The following is a 21,770-nucleotide window of genomic DNA, read 5'->3' on the forward strand; positions in this document are numbered from 1 at the left end:
TGTGGGCAATAGGGGCGATGAAGCCGATGCTATGAAAAAGGGCGGCCTAGTTGGAACTGGCCGCCCTTGCTTGGTCCCGGAGGATCAGTCCTGGTGGTAGTTGGGCGCTTCCTTGGTGATCTGCACGTCGTGGACGTGGGATTCCCGGACGCCGGCAGCGGTGATCTCGACAAACTCGGCGGTCTCCCGCATCTGGTCGATGGTGGCGCAGCCCACATAGCCCATGGAGGCGCGCAGGCCGCCCATCAGCTGGTGGATCACGGCCAGCACGGAACCCTTGTAGGGAACCCGGCCTTCGACGCCTTCCGGCACCAGCTTGTCCACGTTGGCGGTGTTGTCCTGGAAGTAGCGGTCGGAGGAGCCGGCCTGCATGGCGCCCAGGGAGCCCATGCCCCGATAGGACTTGTAGGAGCGGCCCTGGAACAGTTCCACTTCGCCCGGGGCCTCTTCGGTACCGGCAAACAGGCCGCCCAGCATGACGCAGTTGGCGCCGGCGGCAATGGCCTTGGAGATATCGCCGGAGAAGCGGATGCCGCCGTCGGCGATCATGGGCACGCCGGTGCCCTTGAGCGCTTCGGCCACATTGGTGATGGCGGTGATCTGGGGCACGCCGACGCCGGCCACGATACGGGTGGTGCAGATGGAGCCGGGGCCGATGCCGACCTTGACGCCGTCAGCGCCGTGATCGACCAGGGCACGGGCGGCGGCGGCGGTGGCGATGTTGCCGCCGATCACTTCCACATGGGGGAAGTTCTGCTTGACCCACTTGACCCGGTCCAGCACACCCTGGGAATGACCGTGGGCGGTGTCCACGATCAGCACGTCCACACCGGCGGCGGCCAGCAGTTCTGCCCGCTCCTCGGTGCCGGCACCGACGCCGATGGCGGCGCCAACGCGCAGGCGACCGGCTTCGTCCTTGTTGGCCAGGGGGTGCTCGGAGGTCTTGAGGATGTCCTTGACGGTGATCAGGCCCTTCAGTTCGAAGTCGTCATTGACCACCAGCACGCGCTCGATGCGATGCTCGCGGATCAGTTCCTTGGCCTCTTCGATGCTGGCACCTTCCTTGACCGTGACCAGGCGCTCCTTGGGGGTCATGATCTTGGTCACCGGCTGATCCAGCTTGCCTTCAAACCGCAGGTCCCGGTTGGTGACGATACCCACCACCTTCTTGCCTTCCAAGACCGGCAGGCCGGAAATCTTGTGCTGGCGGGTCAGGGCCACCACTTCACCGATGGTCATGCTGGGGGTGATGGTGATGGGATCCTTGAGGATGCCGGCTTCGTGGCGCTTGACCTTGGAAACTTCGGCGGCCTGGGCCTTGGCCGAGAGGTTCTTGTGCACAATGCCGATGCCGCCTTCCTGGGCGATGGCGATGGCCAGGCGGGCTTCGGTCACGGTGTCCATGGCGGCGGACACCAGGGGCAGATTCAGGGAGATGTTGCGGGTCAGGCGGGTGGCCAGGCTGACGTCGCGAGGCAGGATGTTGGAATGGGCGGGGACAAGCAGGACGTCGTCGAACGTCAAGGCCTTCTGGATTACACGCATGGCTTTGATCCGGAGTCTCAAAAACGTATTATACGGGACTGGATTACCCTCGGAAAAGAGCCTAGGCATGCCCATCTTCCCATTCCGGCCTGCGACATCCTCCGGCAACCGTCCCCATATTGCCCGAATCGCTGCCATATCCCTACTTTTCGCAGCCACTTCGGCACTGGCACAAATTTATACCTGGAAGGACGAAAACGGCCGCACCGTCATGTCCGACAAGCCTCCCGTGGGCAAGGTGCAGCAGAAACGGGTGATTGATACGCCTCCTGCCGGCAGTGTCCAGACGCCCCCACCGAAGAGCCTGGCGGAAAAGGAAATGGAATTCCGCCAGCAGCAGAAAATCCGGCAGGACAAGGCGAAAGAGGCTGAAGAGGAGGCTGCCCAGCAGAAGAAGCGCAAGGACAACTGCGATGCAGCCCGCCGCAATCTGGCGCTTTATCAGTCCGGAGAGCGCATCGCCCGCCGCAACGACGCCGGCGAACGGGAAATTCTCGACGACAGCCAGCGGGCTGCGGAAGCAGCCAAGGCACAGCAAGCGGTCAATGAATGGTGCAAATAGCGCTGCAGCAGATCTGATTCGATAAAAAAGGCGGCTTCAAGCCGCCTTTTTCATTCGCCGGAGCCTTCGTCCCCGGCTCCCTTCTTCATCACCTTGCCTTCGGCGGCCCGCTGCTTGCGCACCTCCTTCGGGTCGGCGATGAGGGGGCGGTAGATTTCCACCCGGTCCTTGTCCCGCAGCACCCCGTCGGCCTTGGCCAGCTTGGCGAAGATGCCCAGCTTGTTCTTGGCCAGGTCGATTTCCGGATATTTCTCCAGCAGGCCCGAGGCCTCGATGGCCTGGCGCACGGTGGCGCCCTCCTCCAGCTTGACGGACACCAGGTCCTGCTTGCGCTGCTGGGCGTAGACGACTTCGACGTTGATTTTTTCAGCCATAAATCTGGGCCGCACGTTTGACGAAGGCTTCGACGAACGTATTGGCAATGTGATTGAAGACGGGACCGATCACCTTTTCAAAGAGCTTGCTGGAAAACTCGTAGCTCAGGGTGAATTCGATCTTGCAGGCCTTTTCCGCCAGAGGCTTGAATACCCAGCGCCCCTCGAGGCGGCGGAAGGGACCATCCACCAGGCGGATGTTCATCCACAGGGGAATTTCCTTCTCATTCTCGGTGGTGAAGTGGCTTTTGACGCTGTGATAGTTGATATGCAGGGTCGCCGCCGTCTTCTGCCCGTCGCGGAACTTCAGTTCCGTGGAGCTGCACCAGGGCAGGAACTGGGGATAGTCCTCCACCCGGTCCACCAGATCGAACATCTGCTGGGCCGAAAACTCGATCAATACTGATTTTTCCACCAGGGCCATGGGCGGCCTTTTTCTCGGAATCCTTGTAGAATGGCGCATTTTAGCGGAAAGCCCGGCCCAATGAGCATCACCACCAACAAGAAAGCCTTTCACGACTACTTCGTCGAGGAGAAGATCGAAGCCGGTCTCGCCCTCGAAGGGTGGGAAGTGAAGGCCATTCGTGCCGGACGGGTGAATCTCAAGGAATCCTACGTCGTCATCAAGAACGGCGAAATCTGGCTGCTGGGCATGCATTTGACGCCCCTCTACACCGCCTCCACCCACGTCCATCCCGAAGCCACCCGCACCCGCAAGCTGCTCTTGCACCGGGAGCAGATCGACAAGCTCATCGGCAAGGTGGAACGGGCCGGCTTCACCCTCGTCCCCCTGGACCTGCACTACACCCGGGGCCGGGTGAAGGTGGAAGTGGGCCTGGCCAAGGGCAAGAAGATGCACGACAAGCGGGAAACCGAGAAGCAGCGCGACTGGGACCGGGAAAAGCAGCGCCTGATGCGGGTCAAGGTCTGATGCTGCTGGCCGATCTGCTCTACTGGGTCGGCCTGGTGGCCGTGGCGGTTGGTGCCGCCACCGGCGTCTTTGAAGCCGAACGCAAGGGCATGGACCTGGTCGGCACGGTCATGGTGGCGGTGGCCACGGGCCTGGGCGGCGGCACGGTGCGGGACCTGCTGCTGGACCGCAATGTCTTCTGGGTGGTGGACCAGACCTATCTGATCACCGCCTTCGCCACCGGCATTCTCACCTTTTTCATCGTCCGCCGGCGCCCCATCTCCCCTCGCCTTTTCCTCTATCCGGATGCCCTGGCCCTGGCCCTGTTCGCCGTCCTCGGCACCCAGGCCGCCCTGCACTGGCATGCGCCCTGGCTGGTGGCCAGCCTCATGGGCGTCATCACCGGGGTGTTCGGCGGCGTACTGCGGGACATCTTCTGCAACCAGGTGCCCCTGATCTTCCTTCCCGGCGAACTCTACGCCTCGGCCGCCCTGGCCGGCTGCCTGCTGCTGATCGGCCTGCAGGCCCTCGGCGTTTCCCCGGTCTGGGCCGCCTGGCTGGCGGCGGCGCTGATCTTTGGCCTGCGCTGGGCCGCCATCGTCTTCAAGATTTCCCTGCCTACCTTCAAGGCCCGGACCTAGCCGCCGGCCGCGGTGGCTGGCCATTTTCGGTCCCGCCCCAGCATCTCCCCCACAAGCCAGCACGGATGCGCCTCTCCAGGCACCCGATCCGGAAAACCGCATGCCTTCTACCTCCCGGGGCATGCCAAGAAAAAAGGCGCCGAGTTGTGCACTCGGCGCCTTTTCCGCAGTCGTCAGGGAGACGGGGCTCCCTTTTCGTTTAGCCGGCCTTGTGGGCGCCCAGGCGGGTCCAGGTGTCCACCACCGTATCCGGGTTGAGGGAGATGGAGGAGATGCCCTGGTCCATCAGCCACTCGGCCAGATCCGGATGGTCGGAGGGGCCCTGGCCGCAAATACCGACGTACTTGCCCTTCTTGTTGGCGGAGGCGATGGCCATGGCCAGCAGGGTCTTCACCGCCGGGTCCCGCTCGTCGAAGAGGGAAGCCACCAGACCGGAGTCACGATCCAGGCCCAGGGTCAGCTGGGTCAGGTCGTTGGAGCCGATGGAGAAGCCGTCGAACACTTCCAGGAACTGGTCGGCCAGCAGGGCGTTGGAGGGAATCTCGCACATCATGATCAGCTTGAGATTGTTCTCACCCTGCTTGAGGCCATGTTCGGCCAGCAGGCTGACCACGCCCTTGCCTTCATCGACGGTGCGCACGAAGGGCACCATCAGTTCCACGTTGGTCAGGCCCATTTCTTCGCGGACCTTCTTCATGGCCCGGCATTCCATCTCGAAACAGTCGCGGAAGGTGCTGGCGATGTAGCGGGAGGCACCGCGGAAGCCCAGCATGGGGTTTTCTTCCTCGGGCTCGTAGAGGTCGCCGCCCAGCAGCTTGCGGTACTCGTTGGACTTGAAGTCGGAGAGACGCACGATGACGGGCTTGGGCCAGAAGGCGGCGGCGATGGTGGACACACCCTCGGCCAGCTTCTCGACGAAGAATTCCACCGGATTGGCGTAACCCCGGGCGCGACGCAGGATCTCTTCCCGCTTGGAGGCGGGCAGACGGTCGATTTCCAGGATGGCCTTGGGGTGGATGCCGATGACGTTGTTGATGACGAACTCGACCCGGGCCAGGCCGACGCCGGCGCTGGGCAGCTGGGAGAACTCGAAGGCCAGCTCCGGGTTGCCCACGTTCATCATGATCTTGGTCTTGATCTCGGGCATGGCGCCCAGATCGCGGGAAGTGACCTCGAAGTCCAGCTTGCCGCGATAGACGTGGCCGGTGTCGCCTTCGGTGCAGGAGACGGTGACCACTTCGCCTTCGGCCAGGGTCTCGGTGGCGTCACCGCAACCGACGATGGCGGGGATGCCCAGTTCCCGGGCGATGATGGCGGCGTGGCAGGTACGGCCGCCACGGTTGGTGACGATGGCGGAAGCCCGCTTCATCACCGGCTCCCAGTTGGGATCGGTCATGTCGGCCACCAGCACGTCGCCGGGCTTGACCTGGTCCATCTCGGAAGGATCGTGCACCACGCGCACCGGGCCGACGCCGATCTTCTGGCCGATGGCGCGGCCGGAGGCCAGCACCTTGGAGAAGGACTTGAGCTTGAACTTCTCGACGCGGCCGTGGCCTTCCTGGGACTTTACAGTCTCGGGACGGGCCTGCAGGATGTACAGCTTGCCGTCCACGCCATCCTTGCCCCACTCGATGTCCATGGGACGCTGGTAGTGCTTCTCGATGATCATGGCGTAGCGGGCCAGCTCTTCCACTTCGGCATCGTTGATGGCGAAACGGTGACGCTCGGCCTCGGCCACGTCCTCGGTGATGGTGGACTTGCCGGCCACCTTCTCGGCGGAGAAGGTCATCTTGATCAGCTTGGAACCCAGGTTGCGGCGGATCACGGCCTTCTTGCCGGCGGCCAGCATGGGCTTGTGCACGTAGAACTCGTCCGGGTTCACGGCGCCCTGCACCACGGTCTCGCCCAGGCCATAGGAGGCGGTGACGAAGACGGCGTCGCGGAAGCCGGATTCGGTATCCAGGGTGAACATCACGCCGGCGGCACCCTTGTCGGAACGCACCATGCGCTGCACGCCGGCGGACAGGGCTACCTCGGCGTGGGTGAAGCCCTTGTGCACGCGGTAGGAGATGGCGCGGTCGTTATAGAGGGAGGCGAACACTTCCTTCATGGCGTGAAGGATGTTGTCGAAGCCGTGGATGTTGAGGAAGGTTTCCTGCTGGCCGGCGAAGGAAGCGTCGGGCAGGTCCTCGGCGGTGGCGGAGGAGCGCACGGCGAAGGAGGCGTCGGCGGTGGAATCGGCGATCAGGGCGTCGTAGTGGGCCTTGATCTCGTTCTGCAGCTGGGCCGGGAACGGGGTGTCGATGATCCACTGGCGGATCTTGGCACCGGCAGCCAGCAGGGCATTGACGTTGTCCACGTCCAGGTTGGAGAGTTCAGCCTCGATGCGGGCGGCCAGGCCTTCATGGGCCAGGAACTCCCGATAGGCATGGGCCGTGGTGGCGAAACCGCCGGGAACCCGCACACCGGTATTGGCCAGCTGGCTGATCATTTCGCCGAGAGAGGCGTTCTTGCCGCCGACACGGTCCACATCTGTCATGCGCAGCTGGTCGAAACCGATTACATAATCGCTCATGAAGTCCTCTGAAGATTGTTTCAAAATCGGGAAACCGCTATTTTAGCGCCTTCCACAACACTTGACCCGCCGATTAGGGAAATCCATGACTCAAGCGCCGTCCCATCTCCCCTCCCGCACCATCTTCTTCATCTCCGATGGCACGGGCATCACCGCTGAAACCCTGGGACACAGCCTGCTCACCCAATTCGAGGGTGTGCGCCTGAAGATGGTGCGGATTCCCTTCGTCAATTCCACGGACAAGGCCCGGGAATGCCTGGAGCGACTGAAGGAGGCGACCATCCTGGACGGCGCCCGGCCCATCGTCTTCTCCACCCTCATCGACCGGGACCTGAACCGCATCCTGAGCGAGGCCAACGTCCTCTGCCTCAATTTCTTCGACACCTTCATCGTGCCCCTGGAGGCGGAGCTGGGCGTCAAGTCCACCCACACCATTGGCCGCACCCACGGCTCCATCGACACCAACGACTACAAGCAACGCATCGAGGCCATCAACTACACCCTGTCCCACGACGACGGCGTCACCAACCAGGGGCTGGAGCAGGCCGATGTCATTCTCGTCGGCGTCTCCCGCTGCGGCAAGACGCCCACCAGCCTCTACCTGGCCATGCAGTTCGGGGTCAAGGCCGCCAACTTCCCCCTCATTCCGGAAGACTTCGAGCGCATGAAAATGCCCGACAGCCTGGTCAAGCACCGGGAGAAGCTGTTCGGCCTCACCATCCAGCCCGAGCGCCTCAATCAGATCCGCAGCGAGCGGCGCCCCAACAGCAAGTACGCCTCCCTGGAAAACTGCCGCTACGAGGTCAAGGAGGCGGAAAAAATGATGCGCCAGCACGACATCCGCTGGCTAGATTCGTCCACCAAGTCCATCGAGGAAATCTCCACCACCATCATGCAGGAAGTGAAGCTGGAACGGCTGAGCTTCTAACCCCGTCGCCCTACAAGGCAGCAGGGGCGCCATTCTCCAGCCATAGGCCGGGAAGAATGGCGCCCCTGCTGCATTTCAGGCCGGGCCGCTTTAAGGTACTGATCTCGCTGCTGCGGCTCAGCGCCGCTGGCGCACCGTCTCGAACAGGCAGATGGCGGCGGCAGCAGCCACGTTGAGGGATTCGCTGCCCCCCGGCATGGGAATGGCCAGGGGCGCATTGGTCAGGGCCAGCACGGCGGGCCGCACGCCCTGCCCTTCGGAACCGAAGACCCAGGCCACCGGGCCGCGCAGGTCCGCATCGAAGAGGTCGCCCTGGGCCCCCAGGCAGGTAACGGCGGCCTTGCCGCCATAGCCGGCCAGGAAGGCGCAGAGGTCCTGGTTCTCATGGATGACCGTCTGGAAATGGGCGCCCTGCCCCGCCCGCAGGGTCTTGGGTGCCCAGGCCTGGGCGCAATCCGCGCTCAGCAGCACCTGGCGGAAACCGGCGGCGGCGGCGCTGCGCAGGATGGAGCCCAGGTTGCCCGGGTCCTGCACGCCGTCCAGCAGCACCGCATCGCCCTGGGCGTCGGGGCCGGCGGCGGGCACCGGGGTATTGATGAGGCCGACGATGCCGGTGGGCGTATCCACCAGCCCCAGGTCTTCGAACAGGCGCTCGCTCAGCACCGTCTGCTTGATGCCGGCGGAGGCGGCCAGGTAGGCGGCGATTTCGGGCTTGTCCCGGGCCGCCTCGCTGACGAACAGCTCCCGTACCTTCTGGAAGCGTTCCTCGTAGGCCGTCAGCAGATGCATGCCGTCGAGCACGGAAAAGCCGGTCTTGCGCCGCTCCCGGCCGGACTGGCAGAGGCGCCGCAACTGGCGGTAGGCGGGATTGTCGGGGGATTCGACGAAGCGCATGGTTCAGAACAGCTCGGCCTGGGCCAGCAGCAGCTTCACCGGGCCGAAGGAGCGCCGGTGGATGGGGCTCGGCCCATGCTGCCGCAGGCGCTCCAGATGGTCCGCCGTTGGGTAGCCCATGTGGCGGTCGAAGCCGTATTCGGGGTATTGCCGGTGCAGGTCGAGCATGGCCCCGTCCCGGAACGTCTTGGCCAGAATGGAGGCGGCGGCAATGCAGGCCACCTTGCCGTCGCCCTTGACCACCGCCTCAGCCGGCACCGCCAGCTTGGGGCAGCGGTTGCCGTCCACCAGGGCCCGCAGGGGCGCCACGGCAAGGCCGGCCACGGCCCGCTGCATGGCCAGCATGGTGGCGTGGAGGATGTTAAGACGGTCGATCTCGGCCACGGAGGCTTCTGCCACACACCAGGCCAGGGCCTTTTCCCGGATTTCCGGGGCCAGGGCCTCGCGCTTCGCCGCGCTCAGCTTTTTCGAGTCGTTGAGGCCGGCGATAGGCCGGGCCGGGTCCAGGATCACCGCCGCCGCCACCACGCTGCCCGCCAGGGGGCCGCGGCCGGCTTCGTCGATGCCGCAGACCAGGTCGTCAAACAGCTGCAGGGACATCGTCGGCCCGCACGGGACGGCGCCCGAGCACGGAAAGGATGGCCGCCGCCGCCTTCTCCGCCGTGTTCTGGCGCAGCTGCAGGTGGATGCGGGTGAATTCGTCCTCGATGCGGCTACGCAGCAGCTTGTCGGTCTGCAGGTTGAGCAGGGCCTGGGCCAGATTGTCCGGCGTCGCATCGTCCTGCAGGAATTCGGGCACCACGAACTGACCGGCCAGGATGTTGGGCAGGCCCACCCAGGGCTGGTACTTCATTCGCTTCATGAGGCGCCAGGAGAAAGGCGCCATGCGGTAGGCGATGGCCATGGGACGCTTGAGCAGCGCCGCTTCCAGGGTGGCGGTGCCGCTGGCCACCAGCACCGTGTCGGCGGCCGCCATGGCATCGTGGGAATGGCCGAAGAGCAGGGTGAACGGCACATCCAGGGCCTGATGGCGGTAGATGGCGGTCTCGAACAGCAGGCGGGTTTCCCGGGTGGCCAGGGGCACCAGAAACAGGGCCTTGGGCATGCGGGCGTAAATGCGCTTGGCCGTCTCGATGAAGGTGTCCGCCATGTACTCCAGCTCGGACTGGCGGCTGCCGGGGAGGAAGGCGAAGATCGGCGCCTCCAGGGGCAGGTTCAGCTTTTCCCGGGCCGACTGGCGGTTGATCTCCAGGGGCACCATGTCGGCCACCGGATGGCCCACGTAGTCCACCGGCACGCCCTTGGCCTCGTACAGGGCCGGCTCGAAGGGGAACAGGCAGAGCATGCGGGAGACGGAACGGGCGATCTTGTGGATGCGCTTGCCGCGCCAGGCCCAGATGGAGGGGCTGACGTAGTGGATGGCGGGAATGCCCTTGTTCTTCAGGCCCCGCTCCAGATCCAGATTGAAATCCGGCGCGTCCACGCCGATGAAGACATCGGGCTTTTCCTCCAGCAGGCGCTTTTTCAGCTGGCGGCGGATGCCGGTGATTTCCCGGTAGTGCTTGAGCACTTCCACATAGCCGCGCACCGCCAGCTTTTCCAGGGGCCACCAGGCATCGAAGCCCTGGGCCGACATCTTGGGGCCGCCGATGCCGTAGAAGGTGGCGTCCGGCAGGTGCTGCTTGAGCGCCTTGATCAGATGGCTGGCCAGGAGGTCGCCCGAGGCTTCCCCCGCCACCATGGCGATACGGATTCCGTTGCCCGCCATGGCCTCACCGAACGATGCCGCGCTTGGACACGGCGAGGAAATCGAGCAACAGCTGGTATTCGGGATGCTTGGCCAGATCAGCCTCCAGCTTGGCCTTGGCTTCTTCCAGGGTCAGGCCGGACTTGTAGATGGCCCGGTAGGCCCGCTTCAGGGCCATCACCGCCTCGGAGGAGAAACCGCGGCGCTTCAGGCCCTCGCTGTTGATGCCGTAGGGCGAGGCCGTATTGCCGGCAGCGGTGACGTAGGGCGGCAGGTCCTGGAACAGGATGGTGCCCATGCCGGTCATGGAATGGGCGCCGATGCGCACGAACTGGTGCACCACGGTGAAGCCGCCGAGGATGGCGTGGTCGTCCACATGGCAGTGGCCGGCCAGCTGGGCATTGTTGGCGAAAATGGTGTGGTTGCCCACCTGGCAGTCGTGGGCCAGGTGCACGTAGGCCATGATCCAGTTGTCGTTGCCCAGACGGGTGACGCCGCCGTCCTGGATGGTGCCCAGGTTGAAGGTGCAGAATTCCCGGATGACGTTGCGGTCGCCGATTTCCAGACGGGTCGGTTCGCCGGCGTACTTCTTGTCCTGGGGTTCGGCACCGATGGAGCAGAACTGGAAAATCCGGTTGTCCCGACCGATCGTGGTATGGCCTTCGATCACCACATGGGGACCGATCTCGGTGTTGTCACCGATCTGCACATGCTCGCCGATGATGGAATAGGCGCCGACGGAGACGTTCGCTCCGAGCCTGGCTCCGGGATGGACGATGGCCGTCTGATGGATCATGGGCTTACTCGATGGAGCGGACGGTGCACATCAGTTCGGCTTCGGTGGCCAGCTGACCATCGACCCGGGCTTCGGCCTTGAACTTCCAGATGCCGCGCTTGCTGGCGATGATCTCCACATGCAGATTGAGCTGGTCGCCCGGGCTCACCGGCTTCTTGAAACGGGCGCCGTCGATGCCGGCAAAGTAATAGACGGACTTGTCGTCAGGCTTGGAGCCCATGGTCTTGAAAGACAGGATGGCAGCGGCCTGGGCCAGGGCTTCCAGGATCAACACGCCGGGCATGACCGGATGGTGCGGGAAGTGGCCGTTGAAGAAGGGCTCGTTGATGGTCACGTTCTTGATGGCATGGATACTCTTGCCCGGCTCGCATTCGAGCACCCGGTCCACCAGCAGGATGGGATAACGGTGGGGCAGGTATTCGAGAATTTGGTGAATATCCATATTGGTCAAGATTTTTTCTCCAGCTCACTAAGTTTTTTTTCAAGTTCATGGACCCGGTCCGCCAGTTTCGACAGATGGCGCAGATGGGCCGCATTCTTCAGCCAGCCCTCGTGGCGCTCCACGGGGAAGGCTCCGGTGTATTGACCGGGCTGTTTCAGGCTCTTGGCCACCAGGGTGCCGGAAGAGACATGCACATCGTCCCCCAGCTCCAGGTGGCCCAGGATGATGGCACCGCCACCGACGGTACAGCGCCTGCCGATGCGGGCGCTGCCGGCGATGCCGACGCAGCCGGCCATGGCCGCGTGGTCGCCGATCACCACGTTGTGGCCGACCTGGATCTGGTTGTCGAGCTTGACGCCGTCGCCGATCACGGTGTCCTCGATAGCGCCCCGGTCGATGGTGGTGTTGGCGCCGATTTCCACATCGTCGCCGATGATGACGCGCCCCACCTGGGGAATCTTCAGCCAGGCCTCGCCATCCTTGGCGAAACCGAAGCCGTCGGCACCGATCACTGCACCGGCATGGATCAGGGCCCGCTTGCCGATGCGGCAACCGGCATACACGGTGACATTGGGATGCAGCACCGAACCGTCGCCGATACTGGCGCCGTCGCCGATGACGCAGCCGGCATGGATCACCACACCCTCGCCCAATTGCACATCCTGCCCCAGCACCACGCTCGGATGCACCGGCGTTTTTGGCTGACGAGCCGGATAGAGCAGCTGGGCTACCCGGGCGTAATAAGTGTAGGAATTGGCGGCAACGATGCGGGGCCGGTCCGTGCCGTCCTGCATGGCCGGCGGCACGATGACTGCGGCCGCCCGGGTGCTCGCCAGCTGGCTGCGATACTTGGGGTTGGAGAGGAAGCTGATCTGCCCCTCGCCGGCCCCGGCCAGGGTGCCCACCCCGCAAATCTGGACGGCACCGTCACCCAGCAGGGAGCCTCCCAGACGGGCGACGATTTCGTCGAGACGAATCCCCTCCCCCGTCACGCGACCCCCTGGCAAATCGGCTTACTTGCCGGCCTTGTCGTCGGACAGGGCCTTGATCACCTTGTCGGTGATGTCCAGCTTGGGGCTGACCCAGACCACATCCTGCAGGATCAGGTCGAACTTCTCGTTCTCGGCGATCTGCTTGATGGCCTTGTTGGCCTTTTCCAGCACGGCGGCCATTTCCTCGTTCTGGCGCAGGTTCAGGTCTTCGCGGAACTCACGCTGACGGCGCTGGAAGTCGCGGTTCAGATCGTTCAGCTCGCGCTCCTTGTTGCGGCGCTCGCTCTCGGACATGGTGACGCCGTTCTTTTCCAGACTTTCCTGCAGGGTCTGCAGTTTCTTGGCAACGACCTGGAGGTCCTGGTCCCGGCGGGAAAACTCGGCATCCAGCTTCTTCTGGGCCTTGACGGCAGCGGGGGCATCGCGGAACACCCGCTGGGTATTCACGTAACCGATCTTGTTCGCTTCATTGGCAAAAGCGGGCACAGCCAGAAATGCAGACAGGACAGCGGCGGCACCGACATTAAGCATTTTGTATTTCAAACCAGTCTCTCCTGATTAAAAAGTAGTACCCATGGTGAACTGGAAGCGCTGGGTCTTGTCGCCTTCCTTGTCGTTCAGCGGCTGAGCCACGCTGAACTTGAGCGGCCCCATGGGCGAAGCCCACGCCACGGCCAGACCCGTGGAATAACGCAGGTCGCCCAAGGCAAACTTGGAGTAATCCCCGTTGTCGTCCTTGGGACCAAAGACCTGGCCGGCGTCCACGAACCAGCCCAGACGCAAGGACTTGTCCAGACCAGTACCGGGCATCGGGAACAACAGTTCGGCATTCATCACCACCCGCTTGGTACCGCCGATGGCTTCGTCATTCTGACGGGGGCCGAGGCTGGCCACATCGTAGCCGCGCACTGAAGTCACGCCGCCAGCGTAATAGCTGCGATAGAACGGCAGGGACTTGCCGTTCAGGCCATTACCGATACCAAGCTCCCCATTCAGCATCAGGACCAGGTCCTTGGTGAAGGGGAAGAAACGCTGGTGCTGGAGGTTCATCTTGTAGTACTTGAGACTGCCAGCCGGTGCCACTTCGGCACTGACCCGGGTCATACCGCCCTTGGTCGGATAGATCAAACTGTCCCGACCATCCTGGGACCAACCGACCGTACCACTGACCGAGGTATTGGAATTACCGAATTCCTTGACGTGGTCCAGGTAAATCTGGCGACTGGTGGAGAGCGTCGTGATATCGGTGTTATCCACAGCCACGCCGAAACTGAAGGTTTCCTTTTCGGCAATGGGAATACCCCAACGCAGGCCGCCACCGATGGAGGTGGTCTTGTAGCTCTTGGCGTAGTAGCTCGAGTTGGTGGGATCGTAGGTTTTCTTATAGACATCGAAACCCTGACTGATACCGTCCACCGTGAAGTAGGGATTGGTATAGGAGAGCGAATAGGTCTCCCGGGACTTGGCCGTATTCACGCCGACCGAAACCGACTTGCCGCTGCCGAAGACGTTCTGCTGGGCAATGGAGCCGGACAGGATGACACCATCGTTACTGGAGAAGCCGGCACCCAGCATCAGGTTGCCAGTGGGTTTCTCCGTGACGTTCATGGAGACATCCACCTGGTCGCTGGTGCCGGCCACCGGTGGTGTTTCCACGGTCACATCGGAGAAGTAGCCGAGCTTGTCCACGCGCTGCTTGGAGAGCTGGATCTTTTCGGCATCGTACCAGCCGCCCTCCATCTGGCGCATTTCCTGGCGGATGACCTCATCCCGGGTCCGCGTGTTGCCGCCGATGTTGATACGGCGCACGTAAACCCGCTTGCCCGGATCCACGAAGATGGTGAAGGCGACCTGGCGCTTTTCCTTGTCCACTTCGGGTGCGGAGTTCACGTTGGCAAAGGCGTAACCTTCGCGACCCAGACGGTCGGAAACGGCCTTCTGGGTTTCATTCAGTTTTTCCCGGGAGAAAATCTCGCCCGGCTTGATGGTCACCAGCTTGCGCAATTCGGCTTCAGGCGCAATCAGGTCACCCGCCAGCTTCACCGAGGAAACGATGAACCGTTCCCCCTCATTGACGCTGATGGTGATGTAGATGTCCTTCTTGTCCGGACTGATGGAAACCTGGGTGGACTCCACATTGAATTCCAGATAGCCCCGGTTCTGGTAATAGGACTTGAGGCTTTCCAGGTCGGCGGAAAGCTTCTGTTTGGAATACTGATCGTTCTTGGTATACCAGGTCAGCCAGCCAGGCGTCTGCAACTGGAAGAGTTCCAGCAGTTCCTTTTCCTTGAAGGCCTGGTTGCCGACGATGTTGATCTGCTTGATCTTGGCCGCATCGCCTTCGTCAATGGTGAAGTTGATGGCAACCCGGTTCCGCTCCAGAGGCGTTACCGTGGTCTTGATCTCCACCGCGTATTTGCCACGGGAGAGATACTGGCGCTTCAACTCCTGCTCCGCCTTGTCCAGCAGCGCCCGGTCGAAGATGCGGGACTCGGCCAGACCGACGTCCTTCAGGCCCTTCTTCAATTGGTCCTTGTCGAACTCCTTGAGGCCGACAAAATCGATCTGGGAGATGGCCGGGCGCTCTTCCAGCACCAGGACCATGACATCGCCATCAACCTCGATGCGCACATCCTTGAAAAAGCCGGTGGCGAACAGGGCCTTGATGGCCTGGGCGGCACGCTCGTCATTCAGGGTGTCGCCAACGCGGACCGGCAGGTAGCTGAATACGGTACCGGCTTCGGTACGCTGAATACCTTCAACACGGATATCTTTGACCACAAACGGGTCGAAGGCTTGGGCCGCAGAAGCGAAAAGCGCCGCAACAACCCCTGCCAACAGGTTTTTGTTCATATTCAGCCGGAAATCAATCGGTTGATGTCGTTGTAGAAGGCAAACGCCATGAGCAACAAAAGCAGCGCCAGCCCGATTTGTTGACCAATCTCCATGAACCGCTCCGAGACTGGCCCTCGCTTGATAATCTCAATCATATGATACATCAAATGCCCGCCATCCAGCACCGGCACGGGGAGCAGATTGAGGATGCCCAGACTGATGCTGACCAGGGCCAAAAACTTGAGGTAGTAGTCGATCCCCATGCGAGCCGATTGACCCGCGTAATCGGCGATGGTGACCGGACCGCTGAGATTGCGCCAGGACACCTCTCCCGTCAGCATCTTGCCCATCATCACCAGGCTGAAGGAGGATTTTTCCCAGGTTTCCTCGACCGCCTTGGACAAGGCGGTCAGCACATCGTAGCGCACCGTGACCGTCAACTCGTCGCGGCTGGGACCCGCATCGCGCACGCCGACGCCGATGCGCCCGATCCTGGCGCCGCGATCCCCATAGCCTTCCGGCACGACACTGATTTCCAGCCGGGCATCGTCGCGAAGAATGCTCAGGCGCAGCGGCTGGTCCGGCGCATTGCGGATTTTCTGCACCACATCCGACCAGAATTCGATGGCCACGCCATCCACCGCCAGCACCCGATCACCACTCAGGAGCCCCGCGGCCTCCGCCGGACTGCCGGGCGTCACCTTGCCGAACACCGGCGCCAGCTGGGGCCGGAAAAAATTCACCCCCAGGAGCCCCAGCGGATCCCCCTCGTAACCCTGCTCCCTCAAGGGTGCCAGGTTGAGGCGCCGGAATACGATTTGCTGACGGGCGTCCTGGACTTCGATACTCACATAGCCGGGATCGGGCTCTCCACCTTCGGCCCCGGCGGACTTATTGACGCTGGACTGCAGCAGTTCCCAGCGGAAATCCTGCCAGGTCTGCACCGGCCGGCCATCCACCCGGACCACCACTTCGCCGTTTTGAATACCCGCCTCGGCGGCCGCGGAGGCGGCCGGTGGCGCGCCCAGGATGGGGCGCAGTTCTTCGGTGCCGCTGTAGAAAAGCCCCCAGTAAATCAGGACCGCCAGCAGCAGGTTGGCCAGGGGGCCCGCCGCCACAATGGCCATGCGCTTGCCCACCGGCTGCACGTTGAAGGCCCGGTGCAGTTCCTGGGCCGCCACGGGAGCCTCCCGCTCGTCGAGCATCTTGACGTAGCCGCCCAGCGGGAAGGCACCGACGGCCCATTCGGTACGGTCCGCCCCGGAGAACAGCGAAAAAACTGGCCGTCCAAAACCGATGGAAAAGCGCAGGACCTTCACGCCGCAAAGCCGGGCGACCCAATAATGTCCCAGTTCGTGCACCACGATCAGGATACCGAGGACGACGGCGAATGCCGCCAGGTAGAAAAGGAAGTTGCTCACCGCAGCGATTCCCGGGCCAACAGTTCCCTGGCCTTGGCACGGGCCTGGGCATCGGCGCCCATCACGTCGTCAAGACTGCCCACGGCGACCGCGGGAATGGCATCGAGGGTCGCCTCAATGACGCGGGGAATAGCGGTAAAGCTGATGGTACCGGCCAAGAATGCCTCCACTGCCACTTCGTTGGCTGCGTTGAGCAGGGCCGGGGCACTGCCCTCCTCCGCCAGAGCCCGATAGGCCAGGGAGAGGCAGGGGAAACGCCGGTTGTCGGGCTCCTGGAAATCCAGCCGACCAACCTGGAACAGGTCGAGAGGGCCGACCCCGGACTCGATGCGCTCGGGAAAGGCCAGTGCGTGGGCGATCGGAGTGCGCATGTCCGGGTTGCCCAGTTCGGCCAGCACCGAGCCATCCACATACTCCACCAGGGAATGGATGACGCTCTGGGGATGGATCACCACCTGGATCTTGTCGGCGGCCACGTTGAACAGATAGTGGGCCTCGATCACCTCCAGGCCCTTGTTCATCATGGAAGCGGAATCCACTGAAATCTTGCGCCCCATGACCCAGTTGGGATGGGCGCAGGCCTGATCCGGCGTGACCGATTCGAGACTCTCTGCCGTGGCGTTGCGGAACGGCCCGCCGGAGGCGGTGAGCAGAATCCGACGCACCCCATTTCTTGATAAATCACTTGAGAAATTAATCGGAAGTGATTGAAAAATAGCGTTATGCTCACTATCGATAGGCAGTAATGTGGCGCCATGCCGGGCCACTGCAGCCATGAACACCGGCCCGGCCATGACCAGGGCTTCCTTGTTGGCCAGCAGCACTTTCTTGCCGCAACGGACCGCGGCCAGGGTGGGCGCCAGACCGGCTGCGCCGACGATGGCAGCCATGACCGCATCCACCTCCGCCAGCTCCGCCATCTGACACAAGGCCTGGGGACCGTGTAGCACCTCGATGGAGAGCCCCGCCAGCCGGCCCCTCAAATCGTGGGCCAGAGCCTCGGTACCGACTACGGCATAAGATGGCAGGAATTCCCGACACTGTTCCGCCAGCTTGTCCACCTGCCGGTGGGCACACAGAGCCACCACCCGGTAGCGCTGGGGATGGCGGCGGACGACGTCCAGAGTGCTGACGCCGATGGAGCCGGTGGAACCTAGGATGGTGAGACGCTGGGGCTGCATGGGGAGTCCGGCAAAAAATACGGAAGGATCAGAGAACGAGCCAGAGCAGGGTCACCAAAGGCAGGGTCGAAGTGAGACTGTCGATGCGATCCAGAATGCCGCCATGGCCGGGCAACAGCTGGCTGCTGTCCTTGATGCCGGCCTGGCGCTTGAGCAGGGACTCGAACAGGTCGCCGATGATGCTGACCGCGGTCAGCACCAGCAGGGTGGGGATCAGGAGCAGCAAGGGCAAAGCCAGCGCGGAACCGGCAAGGAAATAGACCGCCAGACCGTAGATCAGGACGCCGGCCACGGCGCCATAGGCTCCCTCCCAGGTCTTCCCCGGGCTGATCTGGGGCGCCAGCTTGCGGCGACCGAAGGCCCGGCCGGTGAAGTAGGCGGCAATATCGGCGATCCAGACCAGAGCCATGATGCCGAGCAGAGCCCAAGGACCCAGGTGGCGCAGCAGGACCAGGGCCAGCCAGGTGGGCAAGAGCACCACGGCGCCGGTCAGCAGGCCGAACGCTGTCCCCGACAAGGGAAAGCGCCGCACCAGCCATAAGGGCACCAGCAGGGTCCAAAAACCCAGGGCCGGCAGCAGGAACCACCAGGCCAGGGACAGGGCGGCGCCCTTGTCGAGGCTGCCGGAGAGACCGAGCGCCTCCGGCTGGGCAAGCATCAAGGTGGTACAAGGGACACCAAGGAGCAAGGCCACCGCGATCCGCTGGATGCCGACCAGACGCATCAGGCCGCCCCACTCCCAGGCCGCCAGCATGGCGACTACGGTGGCCAGCAGGGTCCAGCCCAGGGGCGAAAGCAGGAACAGGGCGGCCAGGAAACCGATCAGCAGGAAAATGGCGGTGATGACCCGGGCCTTAAGCATGGGAGTTCCCCTTGGTGTCGGTGGCGAGCTGCTCGCTGGTACGGCCGAAGCGGCGCTCCCGCTGCTGGTAGGAAGCAATGGCGGCCTCCAGGGCGGCCGTATCGAATTCGGGCCAGAGGGTATCGGTGAAATAGAATTCCGAGTAGGCCAGCTGCCAGAGCAGGAAATTGCTGATGCGCTGCTCGCCCCCGGTGCGGATGAACAGATCCGGCTCCGGGGCATAGGCCATGGCCAGGAAAGGCGCCAGGTCCTCTTCCTGCCACTGTCCGAGCTTGTCGGGACAGGCCTGGGCCAGACGGTTGGCCGCCTGCAGGATGTCCCAACGACCGCCGTAGTTGGCGGCAATGGTCAGGGTCAGGCGCTCGTTGCCGGCAGTGCGTTCCTCGCCCTGGCGGATGAGTTGCTGCAAGGCGGGATCGAAACGGGACAGGTCGCCCACGATGCGCAGGCGTACACCGTTGCTGTGCAGCCGTTCCACCTCCTGCTGCAGCGCCTTGACGAACAACTGCATGAGCAGGCTGACTTCATCCTGGGGACGGCGCCAGTTCTCGGAACTGAAGGCGAACAGGGTCAGGTATTCCACCCCTTTTTCCAGGCAAGCCCGCACCATGTCGCGGACGGACTCGACGCCTTTGGTGTGACCGGCAAAACGGGGGAGGAAACGCTTTTTGGCCCACCGGCCATTGCCATCCATGATGATGGCAATGTGCCGGGGCACCGCTGCCGCCCGGGGAATCTCCCGGGTGGAGCTTTTGAAAATGGACATCCGGTGAAATCTCCCGGAAGGGGAAGATGGCGGTCAGACCGCCATCAGCTCGGCTTCCTTCTGGGCGACGAGCTTGTCCACTTCGGCAATGTATTTGTCGGTGAGCTTCTGGATGTCGTCCTGGGTACGACGCTCGTCGTCCTCGGAAATCTCCTTGGACTTGACGCCCTCCTTCAGGCTGTTGTTGGCATCCCGGCGCAGGTTGCGCACGGCCACCTTGGCATTCTCGCCTTCGCCCTTGACCACCTTGGTCAGGTCGCGGCGGCGCTCTTCAGTCAGGGGAGGCATCGGCACGCGGATCAGGTCGCCCTGGGTGGCCGGATTAAGGCCCAGGTCGGAATCGCGGATGGCCTTTTCGATCTTGGCGCCCATGCCCTTTTCCCAGGGCTGCACGCCAATGGTACGGGCGTCCACCAGGGTGATGTTGGCCACCTGGTTAACCGGCACCATGCTGCCGTAGTAATCCACCTGCACGTGATCCAGCAGGCCGGTATGGGCACGGCCGGTGCGGACCTTGGCGAGGTCGTTCTTCAAGGCCTCGATGGACTTCTGCATCTTGGCTTCGGTGTTCTTCTTGACTTCGGAAATCATGGTCTGTTCCCCTCAGCAGTAGACCAGCGTGCCTTCCGCTTCACCCAGCACCACCCGCTTCAGGGCGCCGCTCTTGAAGATGGAAAACACGTTGATCGGCAGTTTCTGGTCGCGGCACAGCGCGAATGCAGTGGCATCCATGACCGCCAGATTGCGGGCGATGGCTTCGTCGAAACTGATCTTGTCGTAACGGGTGGCGGACGGATCCTTCTTCGGATCGGCAGTGTAGATGCCGTCCACCTTGGTCGCCTTGAGCACGATCTGGGCGCCGATTTCGGCACCGCGCAGGGCGGCGGCGGTATCGGTGGTGAAGAAGGGGTTGCCGGTGCCGGCAGCGAAAATGACGATGCGGCCCTGTTCCAGATAGCGGATGGCCTTGCCCCGGATGTAGGGCTCCACCACCTGCTCGATATCCAGGGCGGACTGGACCCGGCTGTTGAGGCCGGCCATGCGCATGGCGTCCTGCAGGGCCAGACCGTTCATGACGGTGGCCAGCATGCCCATGTAGTCGGCGGTAGCCCGGTCCATGCCTGTGGCGGCAGGCGCAACACCGCGGAAGATGTTGCCGCCGCCGATGACCACGCCGACTTCCACCCCCAGTTCAGCCACTTCCTTGATCTCGGCGACAATCTCGGAGATCGTCTGGCGATTGATGCCGTAGGCATCGGAGCCCATCAGGGCCTCGCCGCTGAGTTTGAGGAGAATACGCTTGTAGGCCGGCTGGGGAGTGGTATCGGGCATGGGCATCCTTAGATTGCTAGATTACTTCTGGGCAGCAGCGGCAGCCTGGGCAGCCACTTCAGCAGCGAAGTCGGTGACCTTCTTCTCGATGCCTTCGCCCACGATGAACAGGGTGAAAGCGGCCACGGAGGCACCCTTGGCCTTCAGCAGCTGTTCGATGGTCTGCTTGCCGTCTTCAGCCTTGACGAAGACCTGGGCCAGCAGGGTCACTTCCTTCAGGAACTTCTGCACGGTGCCGTCGGCGATCTTTTCCAGCATGGCTTCGGGCTTGTTGTCGGCACGGGCCTTTTCGATGGCGACGCGACGCTCGGTGTCGATCAGTTCCTGGGAAACGCCGGAAGCATCCAGAGCCTTGGGCTTGGAAGCGGCGATGTGCATGGCGATGTCCTTGGCCAGCTGTTCGTCGCCGCCCACCAGGTCCAGCAGCACGCCGATCTTGGCGCCGCCGTGGATGTAGGAGGCCAGCTTGCCCTGGGCTTCCACGCGCACGAAGCGGCGGAAGGACATGTTTTCACCGATCTTGCCGACCAGGGCGGCACGGATGGATTCCAGGCTCTGACCACCCACTTCCAGGGCGGAGAGGGCTTCCACGTCGGCCGGGTTCTTGGTGGCCACCAGTTCGGCGGCGTTCTTCACCAGCTCCAGGAAGTCGTCGTTCTTGGCCACGAAGTCGGTTTCGCAGTTCACTTCAACGATGGCGCCCAGCTTGGCGTCAGCGGAAATGTAGATGCCGACCACGCCTTCGGCGGTCACGCGGGCAGCGGCCTTGGTAGCCTTGTTGCCCAGCTTGACGCGCAGGATTTCCTCGGCCTTGCCCATGTCGCCGTCGGCTTCGGTCAGGGCCTTCTTGCATTCCATCATCGGCGCATCGGTCTTTGCGCGCAGTTCAGCCACCATGCTTGCGGTAATTGCCGCCATATTTTTTCTCCGGTTGCTACTGGAAGGGCGCCACGCAGGCGCCCTTCCG

The 21,770-nt window shown here is 63.1% G+C and carries 23 protein-coding genes; 4 read left to right on the forward strand and 19 right to left on the reverse strand.

Going from position 1 to position 21,770, the window contains the following annotated elements; all coding sequences use genetic code 11:
* Positions 1 to 84 precede the first annotated feature (84 nt).
* Positions 85 to 1,545: an IMP dehydrogenase gene (gene guaB, locus AC3QLZ_RS02370; protein WP_014237702.1), complete on the reverse strand. Its 1,461-nt coding sequence runs from the start codon at positions 1,543 to 1,545 to the stop codon at positions 85 to 87.
* Positions 1,546 to 1,612: 67 nt separating this feature from the next.
* On the opposite strand from guaB, the gene AC3QLZ_RS02375 reads away from it, so the two are divergent.
* Positions 1,613 to 2,107, forward strand: a complete 495-nt coding sequence (locus tag AC3QLZ_RS02375) for a DUF4124 domain-containing protein (protein ID WP_157870641.1) — start codon at positions 1,613 to 1,615, stop codon at positions 2,105 to 2,107.
* A 50-nt stretch (positions 2,108 to 2,157) separates the two neighbouring features.
* On the opposite strand, the gene AC3QLZ_RS02380 is transcribed toward AC3QLZ_RS02375, so the two are convergent.
* Positions 2,158 to 2,481: an RnfH family protein gene (locus tag AC3QLZ_RS02380; RefSeq protein ID WP_014237704.1), complete on the reverse strand. Its 324-nt coding sequence runs from the start codon at positions 2,479 to 2,481 to the stop codon at positions 2,158 to 2,160.
* Positions 2,474 to 2,905: a type II toxin-antitoxin system RatA family toxin gene (locus AC3QLZ_RS02385; protein ID WP_014237705.1), complete on the reverse strand. Its 432-nt coding sequence runs from the start codon at positions 2,903 to 2,905 to the stop codon at positions 2,474 to 2,476. Before AC3QLZ_RS02385 ends, AC3QLZ_RS02380 begins: the two co-directional genes overlap by 8 nt.
* Before the next feature lie 60 nt (positions 2,906 to 2,965).
* Here AC3QLZ_RS02385 and smpB point away from each other — a divergent pair, with 60 nt between their 5' ends.
* Positions 2,966 to 3,412 carry an SsrA-binding protein SmpB gene (gene smpB, locus AC3QLZ_RS02390; protein WP_014237706.1) on the forward strand — a complete coding sequence of 149 codons (447 nt, stop codon included), beginning with the start codon at positions 2,966 to 2,968 and terminating at the stop codon, positions 3,410 to 3,412.
* Positions 3,412 to 4,032 carry a trimeric intracellular cation channel family protein gene (locus AC3QLZ_RS02395; RefSeq protein WP_014237707.1) on the forward strand — a complete coding sequence of 207 codons (621 nt, stop codon included), beginning with the start codon at positions 3,412 to 3,414 and terminating at the stop codon, positions 4,030 to 4,032. The genes smpB and AC3QLZ_RS02395 overlap by 1 nt, the downstream gene beginning before the upstream one ends.
* Before the next feature lie 199 nt (positions 4,033 to 4,231).
* Here AC3QLZ_RS02395 and ppsA read toward each other — a convergent pair whose 3' ends face one another.
* Complete coding sequence (ppsA, locus tag AC3QLZ_RS02400; RefSeq protein WP_014237708.1) at positions 4,232 to 6,607, reverse strand: phosphoenolpyruvate synthase; 2,376 nt, start codon at positions 6,605 to 6,607, stop codon at positions 4,232 to 4,234.
* An 85-nt stretch (positions 6,608 to 6,692) separates the two neighbouring features.
* Between ppsA and ppsR the strand changes: the two genes are divergently transcribed.
* Complete coding sequence (gene ppsR / locus AC3QLZ_RS02405; protein WP_014237709.1) at positions 6,693 to 7,535, forward strand: posphoenolpyruvate synthetase regulatory kinase/phosphorylase PpsR; 843 nt, start codon at positions 6,693 to 6,695, stop codon at positions 7,533 to 7,535.
* 117 nt (positions 7,536 to 7,652) lie between these two features.
* Here ppsR and AC3QLZ_RS02410 read toward each other — a convergent pair whose 3' ends face one another.
* The 15 genes from AC3QLZ_RS02410 to tsf are packed head-to-tail and all read right to left on the reverse strand — an operon-like array spanning position 7,653 to position 21,721.
* Positions 7,653 to 8,429: a TrmH family RNA methyltransferase gene (locus tag AC3QLZ_RS02410; protein ID WP_014237710.1), complete on the reverse strand. Its 777-nt coding sequence runs from the start codon at positions 8,427 to 8,429 to the stop codon at positions 7,653 to 7,655.
* Positions 8,430 to 8,432: 3 nt separating this feature from the next.
* Positions 8,433 to 9,029 (reverse strand): ribonuclease HII, encoded by a 597-nt coding sequence (gene rnhB, locus AC3QLZ_RS02415; protein WP_014237711.1) that lies wholly within the window; start codon positions 9,027 to 9,029, stop codon positions 8,433 to 8,435.
* Positions 9,010 to 10,197, reverse strand: coding sequence for a lipid-A-disaccharide synthase (gene lpxB, locus AC3QLZ_RS02420; RefSeq protein ID WP_014237712.1), 1,188 nt, complete (start codon positions 10,195 to 10,197; stop codon positions 9,010 to 9,012). Before lpxB ends, rnhB begins: the two co-directional genes overlap by 20 nt.
* Positions 10,198 to 10,201: 4 nt before the next feature.
* The gene (gene lpxA / locus AC3QLZ_RS02425; RefSeq protein WP_014237713.1) at positions 10,202 to 10,972 is read right to left on the reverse strand and encodes an acyl-ACP--UDP-N-acetylglucosamine O-acyltransferase; all 771 of its coding nucleotides are present in this window, start codon (positions 10,970 to 10,972) and stop codon (positions 10,202 to 10,204) included.
* A gap of 4 nt (positions 10,973 to 10,976) precedes the next feature.
* A complete protein-coding gene (gene fabZ, locus AC3QLZ_RS02430) occupies positions 10,977 to 11,414 on the reverse strand; it encodes a 3-hydroxyacyl-ACP dehydratase FabZ (RefSeq protein ID WP_014237714.1) in 438 nt (145 codons plus the stop codon).
* A gap of 5 nt (positions 11,415 to 11,419) precedes the next feature.
* Positions 11,420 to 12,406 carry a UDP-3-O-(3-hydroxymyristoyl)glucosamine N-acyltransferase gene (gene lpxD / locus AC3QLZ_RS02435; RefSeq protein WP_014237715.1) on the reverse strand — a complete coding sequence of 329 codons (987 nt, stop codon included), beginning with the start codon at positions 12,404 to 12,406 and terminating at the stop codon, positions 11,420 to 11,422.
* A gap of 21 nt (positions 12,407 to 12,427) precedes the next feature.
* Positions 12,428 to 12,949: an OmpH/Skp family outer membrane protein gene (locus AC3QLZ_RS02440; RefSeq protein WP_014237716.1), complete on the reverse strand. Its 522-nt coding sequence runs from the start codon at positions 12,947 to 12,949 to the stop codon at positions 12,428 to 12,430.
* A gap of 15 nt (positions 12,950 to 12,964) precedes the next feature.
* Positions 12,965 to 15,259: an outer membrane protein assembly factor BamA gene (gene bamA / locus AC3QLZ_RS02445; RefSeq protein WP_014237717.1), complete on the reverse strand. Its 2,295-nt coding sequence runs from the start codon at positions 15,257 to 15,259 to the stop codon at positions 12,965 to 12,967.
* A 2-nt stretch (positions 15,260 to 15,261) separates the two neighbouring features.
* On the reverse strand, positions 15,262 to 16,662 hold the full coding sequence (rseP, locus tag AC3QLZ_RS02450; protein ID WP_014237718.1) for an RIP metalloprotease RseP: 1,401 nt from the start codon (positions 16,660 to 16,662) through the stop codon (positions 15,262 to 15,264).
* Positions 16,659 to 17,843: a 1-deoxy-D-xylulose-5-phosphate reductoisomerase gene (ispC, locus tag AC3QLZ_RS02455; protein ID WP_014237719.1), complete on the reverse strand. Its 1,185-nt coding sequence runs from the start codon at positions 17,841 to 17,843 to the stop codon at positions 16,659 to 16,661. The genes rseP and ispC overlap by 4 nt, the downstream gene beginning before the upstream one ends.
* A gap of 28 nt (positions 17,844 to 17,871) precedes the next feature.
* Positions 17,872 to 18,705 (reverse strand): phosphatidate cytidylyltransferase, encoded by an 834-nt coding sequence (locus tag AC3QLZ_RS02460; protein ID WP_014237720.1) that lies wholly within the window; start codon positions 18,703 to 18,705, stop codon positions 17,872 to 17,874.
* Entirely contained in the window at positions 18,698 to 19,471 is a 774-nt protein-coding gene (gene uppS, locus AC3QLZ_RS02465) for a polyprenyl diphosphate synthase (protein WP_014237721.1), read from the reverse strand. Before uppS ends, AC3QLZ_RS02460 begins: the two co-directional genes overlap by 8 nt.
* A gap of 33 nt (positions 19,472 to 19,504) precedes the next feature.
* Positions 19,505 to 20,062 (reverse strand): ribosome recycling factor, encoded by a 558-nt coding sequence (frr, locus tag AC3QLZ_RS02470; protein WP_014237722.1) that lies wholly within the window; start codon positions 20,060 to 20,062, stop codon positions 19,505 to 19,507.
* A 12-nt stretch (positions 20,063 to 20,074) separates the two neighbouring features.
* Complete coding sequence (gene pyrH, locus AC3QLZ_RS02475) at positions 20,075 to 20,803, reverse strand: UMP kinase (protein WP_014237723.1); 729 nt, start codon at positions 20,801 to 20,803, stop codon at positions 20,075 to 20,077.
* A gap of 21 nt (positions 20,804 to 20,824) precedes the next feature.
* The gene (tsf, locus tag AC3QLZ_RS02480; protein ID WP_014237724.1) at positions 20,825 to 21,721 is read right to left on the reverse strand and encodes a translation elongation factor Ts; all 897 of its coding nucleotides are present in this window, start codon (positions 21,719 to 21,721) and stop codon (positions 20,825 to 20,827) included.
* Positions 21,722 to 21,770: the final 49 nt, after the last annotated feature.

It is taken from the genome of Azospira sp. MPR-LB4 (assembly GCF_058809525.1).

What these genes read in the sequence shown, in the direction of transcription:
- bamA (WP_014237717.1), bottom strand. Translation starts at nt 15,259, where the DNA reads ATGAACAAAAACCTGTTGGCAGGGGTTGTTGCGGCGCTTTTCGCTTCT.
- smpB (WP_014237706.1), top strand. Translation starts at nt 2,966, where the DNA reads ATGAGCATCACCACCAACAAGAAAGCCTTTCACGACTACTTCGTCGAG.
- frr (WP_014237722.1), bottom strand. Translation starts at nt 20,062, where the DNA reads ATGATTTCCGAAGTCAAGAAGAACACCGAAGCCAAGATGCAGAAGTCC.
- AC3QLZ_RS02385 (WP_014237705.1), bottom strand. Translation starts at nt 2,905, where the DNA reads ATGGCCCTGGTGGAAAAATCAGTATTGATCGAGTTTTCGGCCCAGCAG.
- AC3QLZ_RS02395 (WP_014237707.1), top strand. Translation starts at nt 3,412, where the DNA reads ATGCTGCTGGCCGATCTGCTCTACTGGGTCGGCCTGGTGGCCGTGGCG.
- ppsA (WP_014237708.1), bottom strand. Translation starts at nt 6,607, where the DNA reads ATGAGCGATTATGTAATCGGTTTCGACCAGCTGCGCATGACAGATGTG.
- AC3QLZ_RS02460 (WP_014237720.1), bottom strand. Translation starts at nt 18,705, where the DNA reads ATGCTTAAGGCCCGGGTCATCACCGCCATTTTCCTGCTGATCGGTTTC.
- uppS (WP_014237721.1), bottom strand. Translation starts at nt 19,471, where the DNA reads ATGTCCATTTTCAAAAGCTCCACCCGGGAGATTCCCCGGGCGGCAGCG.
- AC3QLZ_RS02410 (WP_014237710.1), bottom strand. Translation starts at nt 8,429, where the DNA reads ATGCGCTTCGTCGAATCCCCCGACAATCCCGCCTACCGCCAGTTGCGG.
- ppsR (WP_014237709.1), top strand. Translation starts at nt 6,693, where the DNA reads ATGACTCAAGCGCCGTCCCATCTCCCCTCCCGCACCATCTTCTTCATC.
- AC3QLZ_RS02375 (WP_157870641.1), top strand. Translation starts at nt 1,613, where the DNA reads ATGCCCATCTTCCCATTCCGGCCTGCGACATCCTCCGGCAACCGTCCC.
- rnhB (WP_014237711.1), bottom strand. Translation starts at nt 9,029, where the DNA reads ATGTCCCTGCAGCTGTTTGACGACCTGGTCTGCGGCATCGACGAAGCC.
- guaB (WP_014237702.1), bottom strand. Translation starts at nt 1,545, where the DNA reads ATGCGTGTAATCCAGAAGGCCTTGACGTTCGACGACGTCCTGCTTGTC.
- ispC (WP_014237719.1), bottom strand. Translation starts at nt 17,843, where the DNA reads ATGCAGCCCCAGCGTCTCACCATCCTAGGTTCCACCGGCTCCATCGGC.
- lpxB (WP_014237712.1), bottom strand. Translation starts at nt 10,197, where the DNA reads ATGGCGGGCAACGGAATCCGTATCGCCATGGTGGCGGGGGAAGCCTCG.
- pyrH (WP_014237723.1), bottom strand. Translation starts at nt 20,803, where the DNA reads ATGCCCGATACCACTCCCCAGCCGGCCTACAAGCGTATTCTCCTCAAA.
- lpxA (WP_014237713.1), bottom strand. Translation starts at nt 10,972, where the DNA reads ATGATCCATCAGACGGCCATCGTCCATCCCGGAGCCAGGCTCGGAGCG.
- fabZ (WP_014237714.1), bottom strand. Translation starts at nt 11,414, where the DNA reads ATGGATATTCACCAAATTCTCGAATACCTGCCCCACCGTTATCCCATC.
- AC3QLZ_RS02380 (WP_014237704.1), bottom strand. Translation starts at nt 2,481, where the DNA reads ATGGCTGAAAAAATCAACGTCGAAGTCGTCTACGCCCAGCAGCGCAAG.
- tsf (WP_014237724.1), bottom strand. Translation starts at nt 21,721, where the DNA reads ATGGCGGCAATTACCGCAAGCATGGTGGCTGAACTGCGCGCAAAGACC.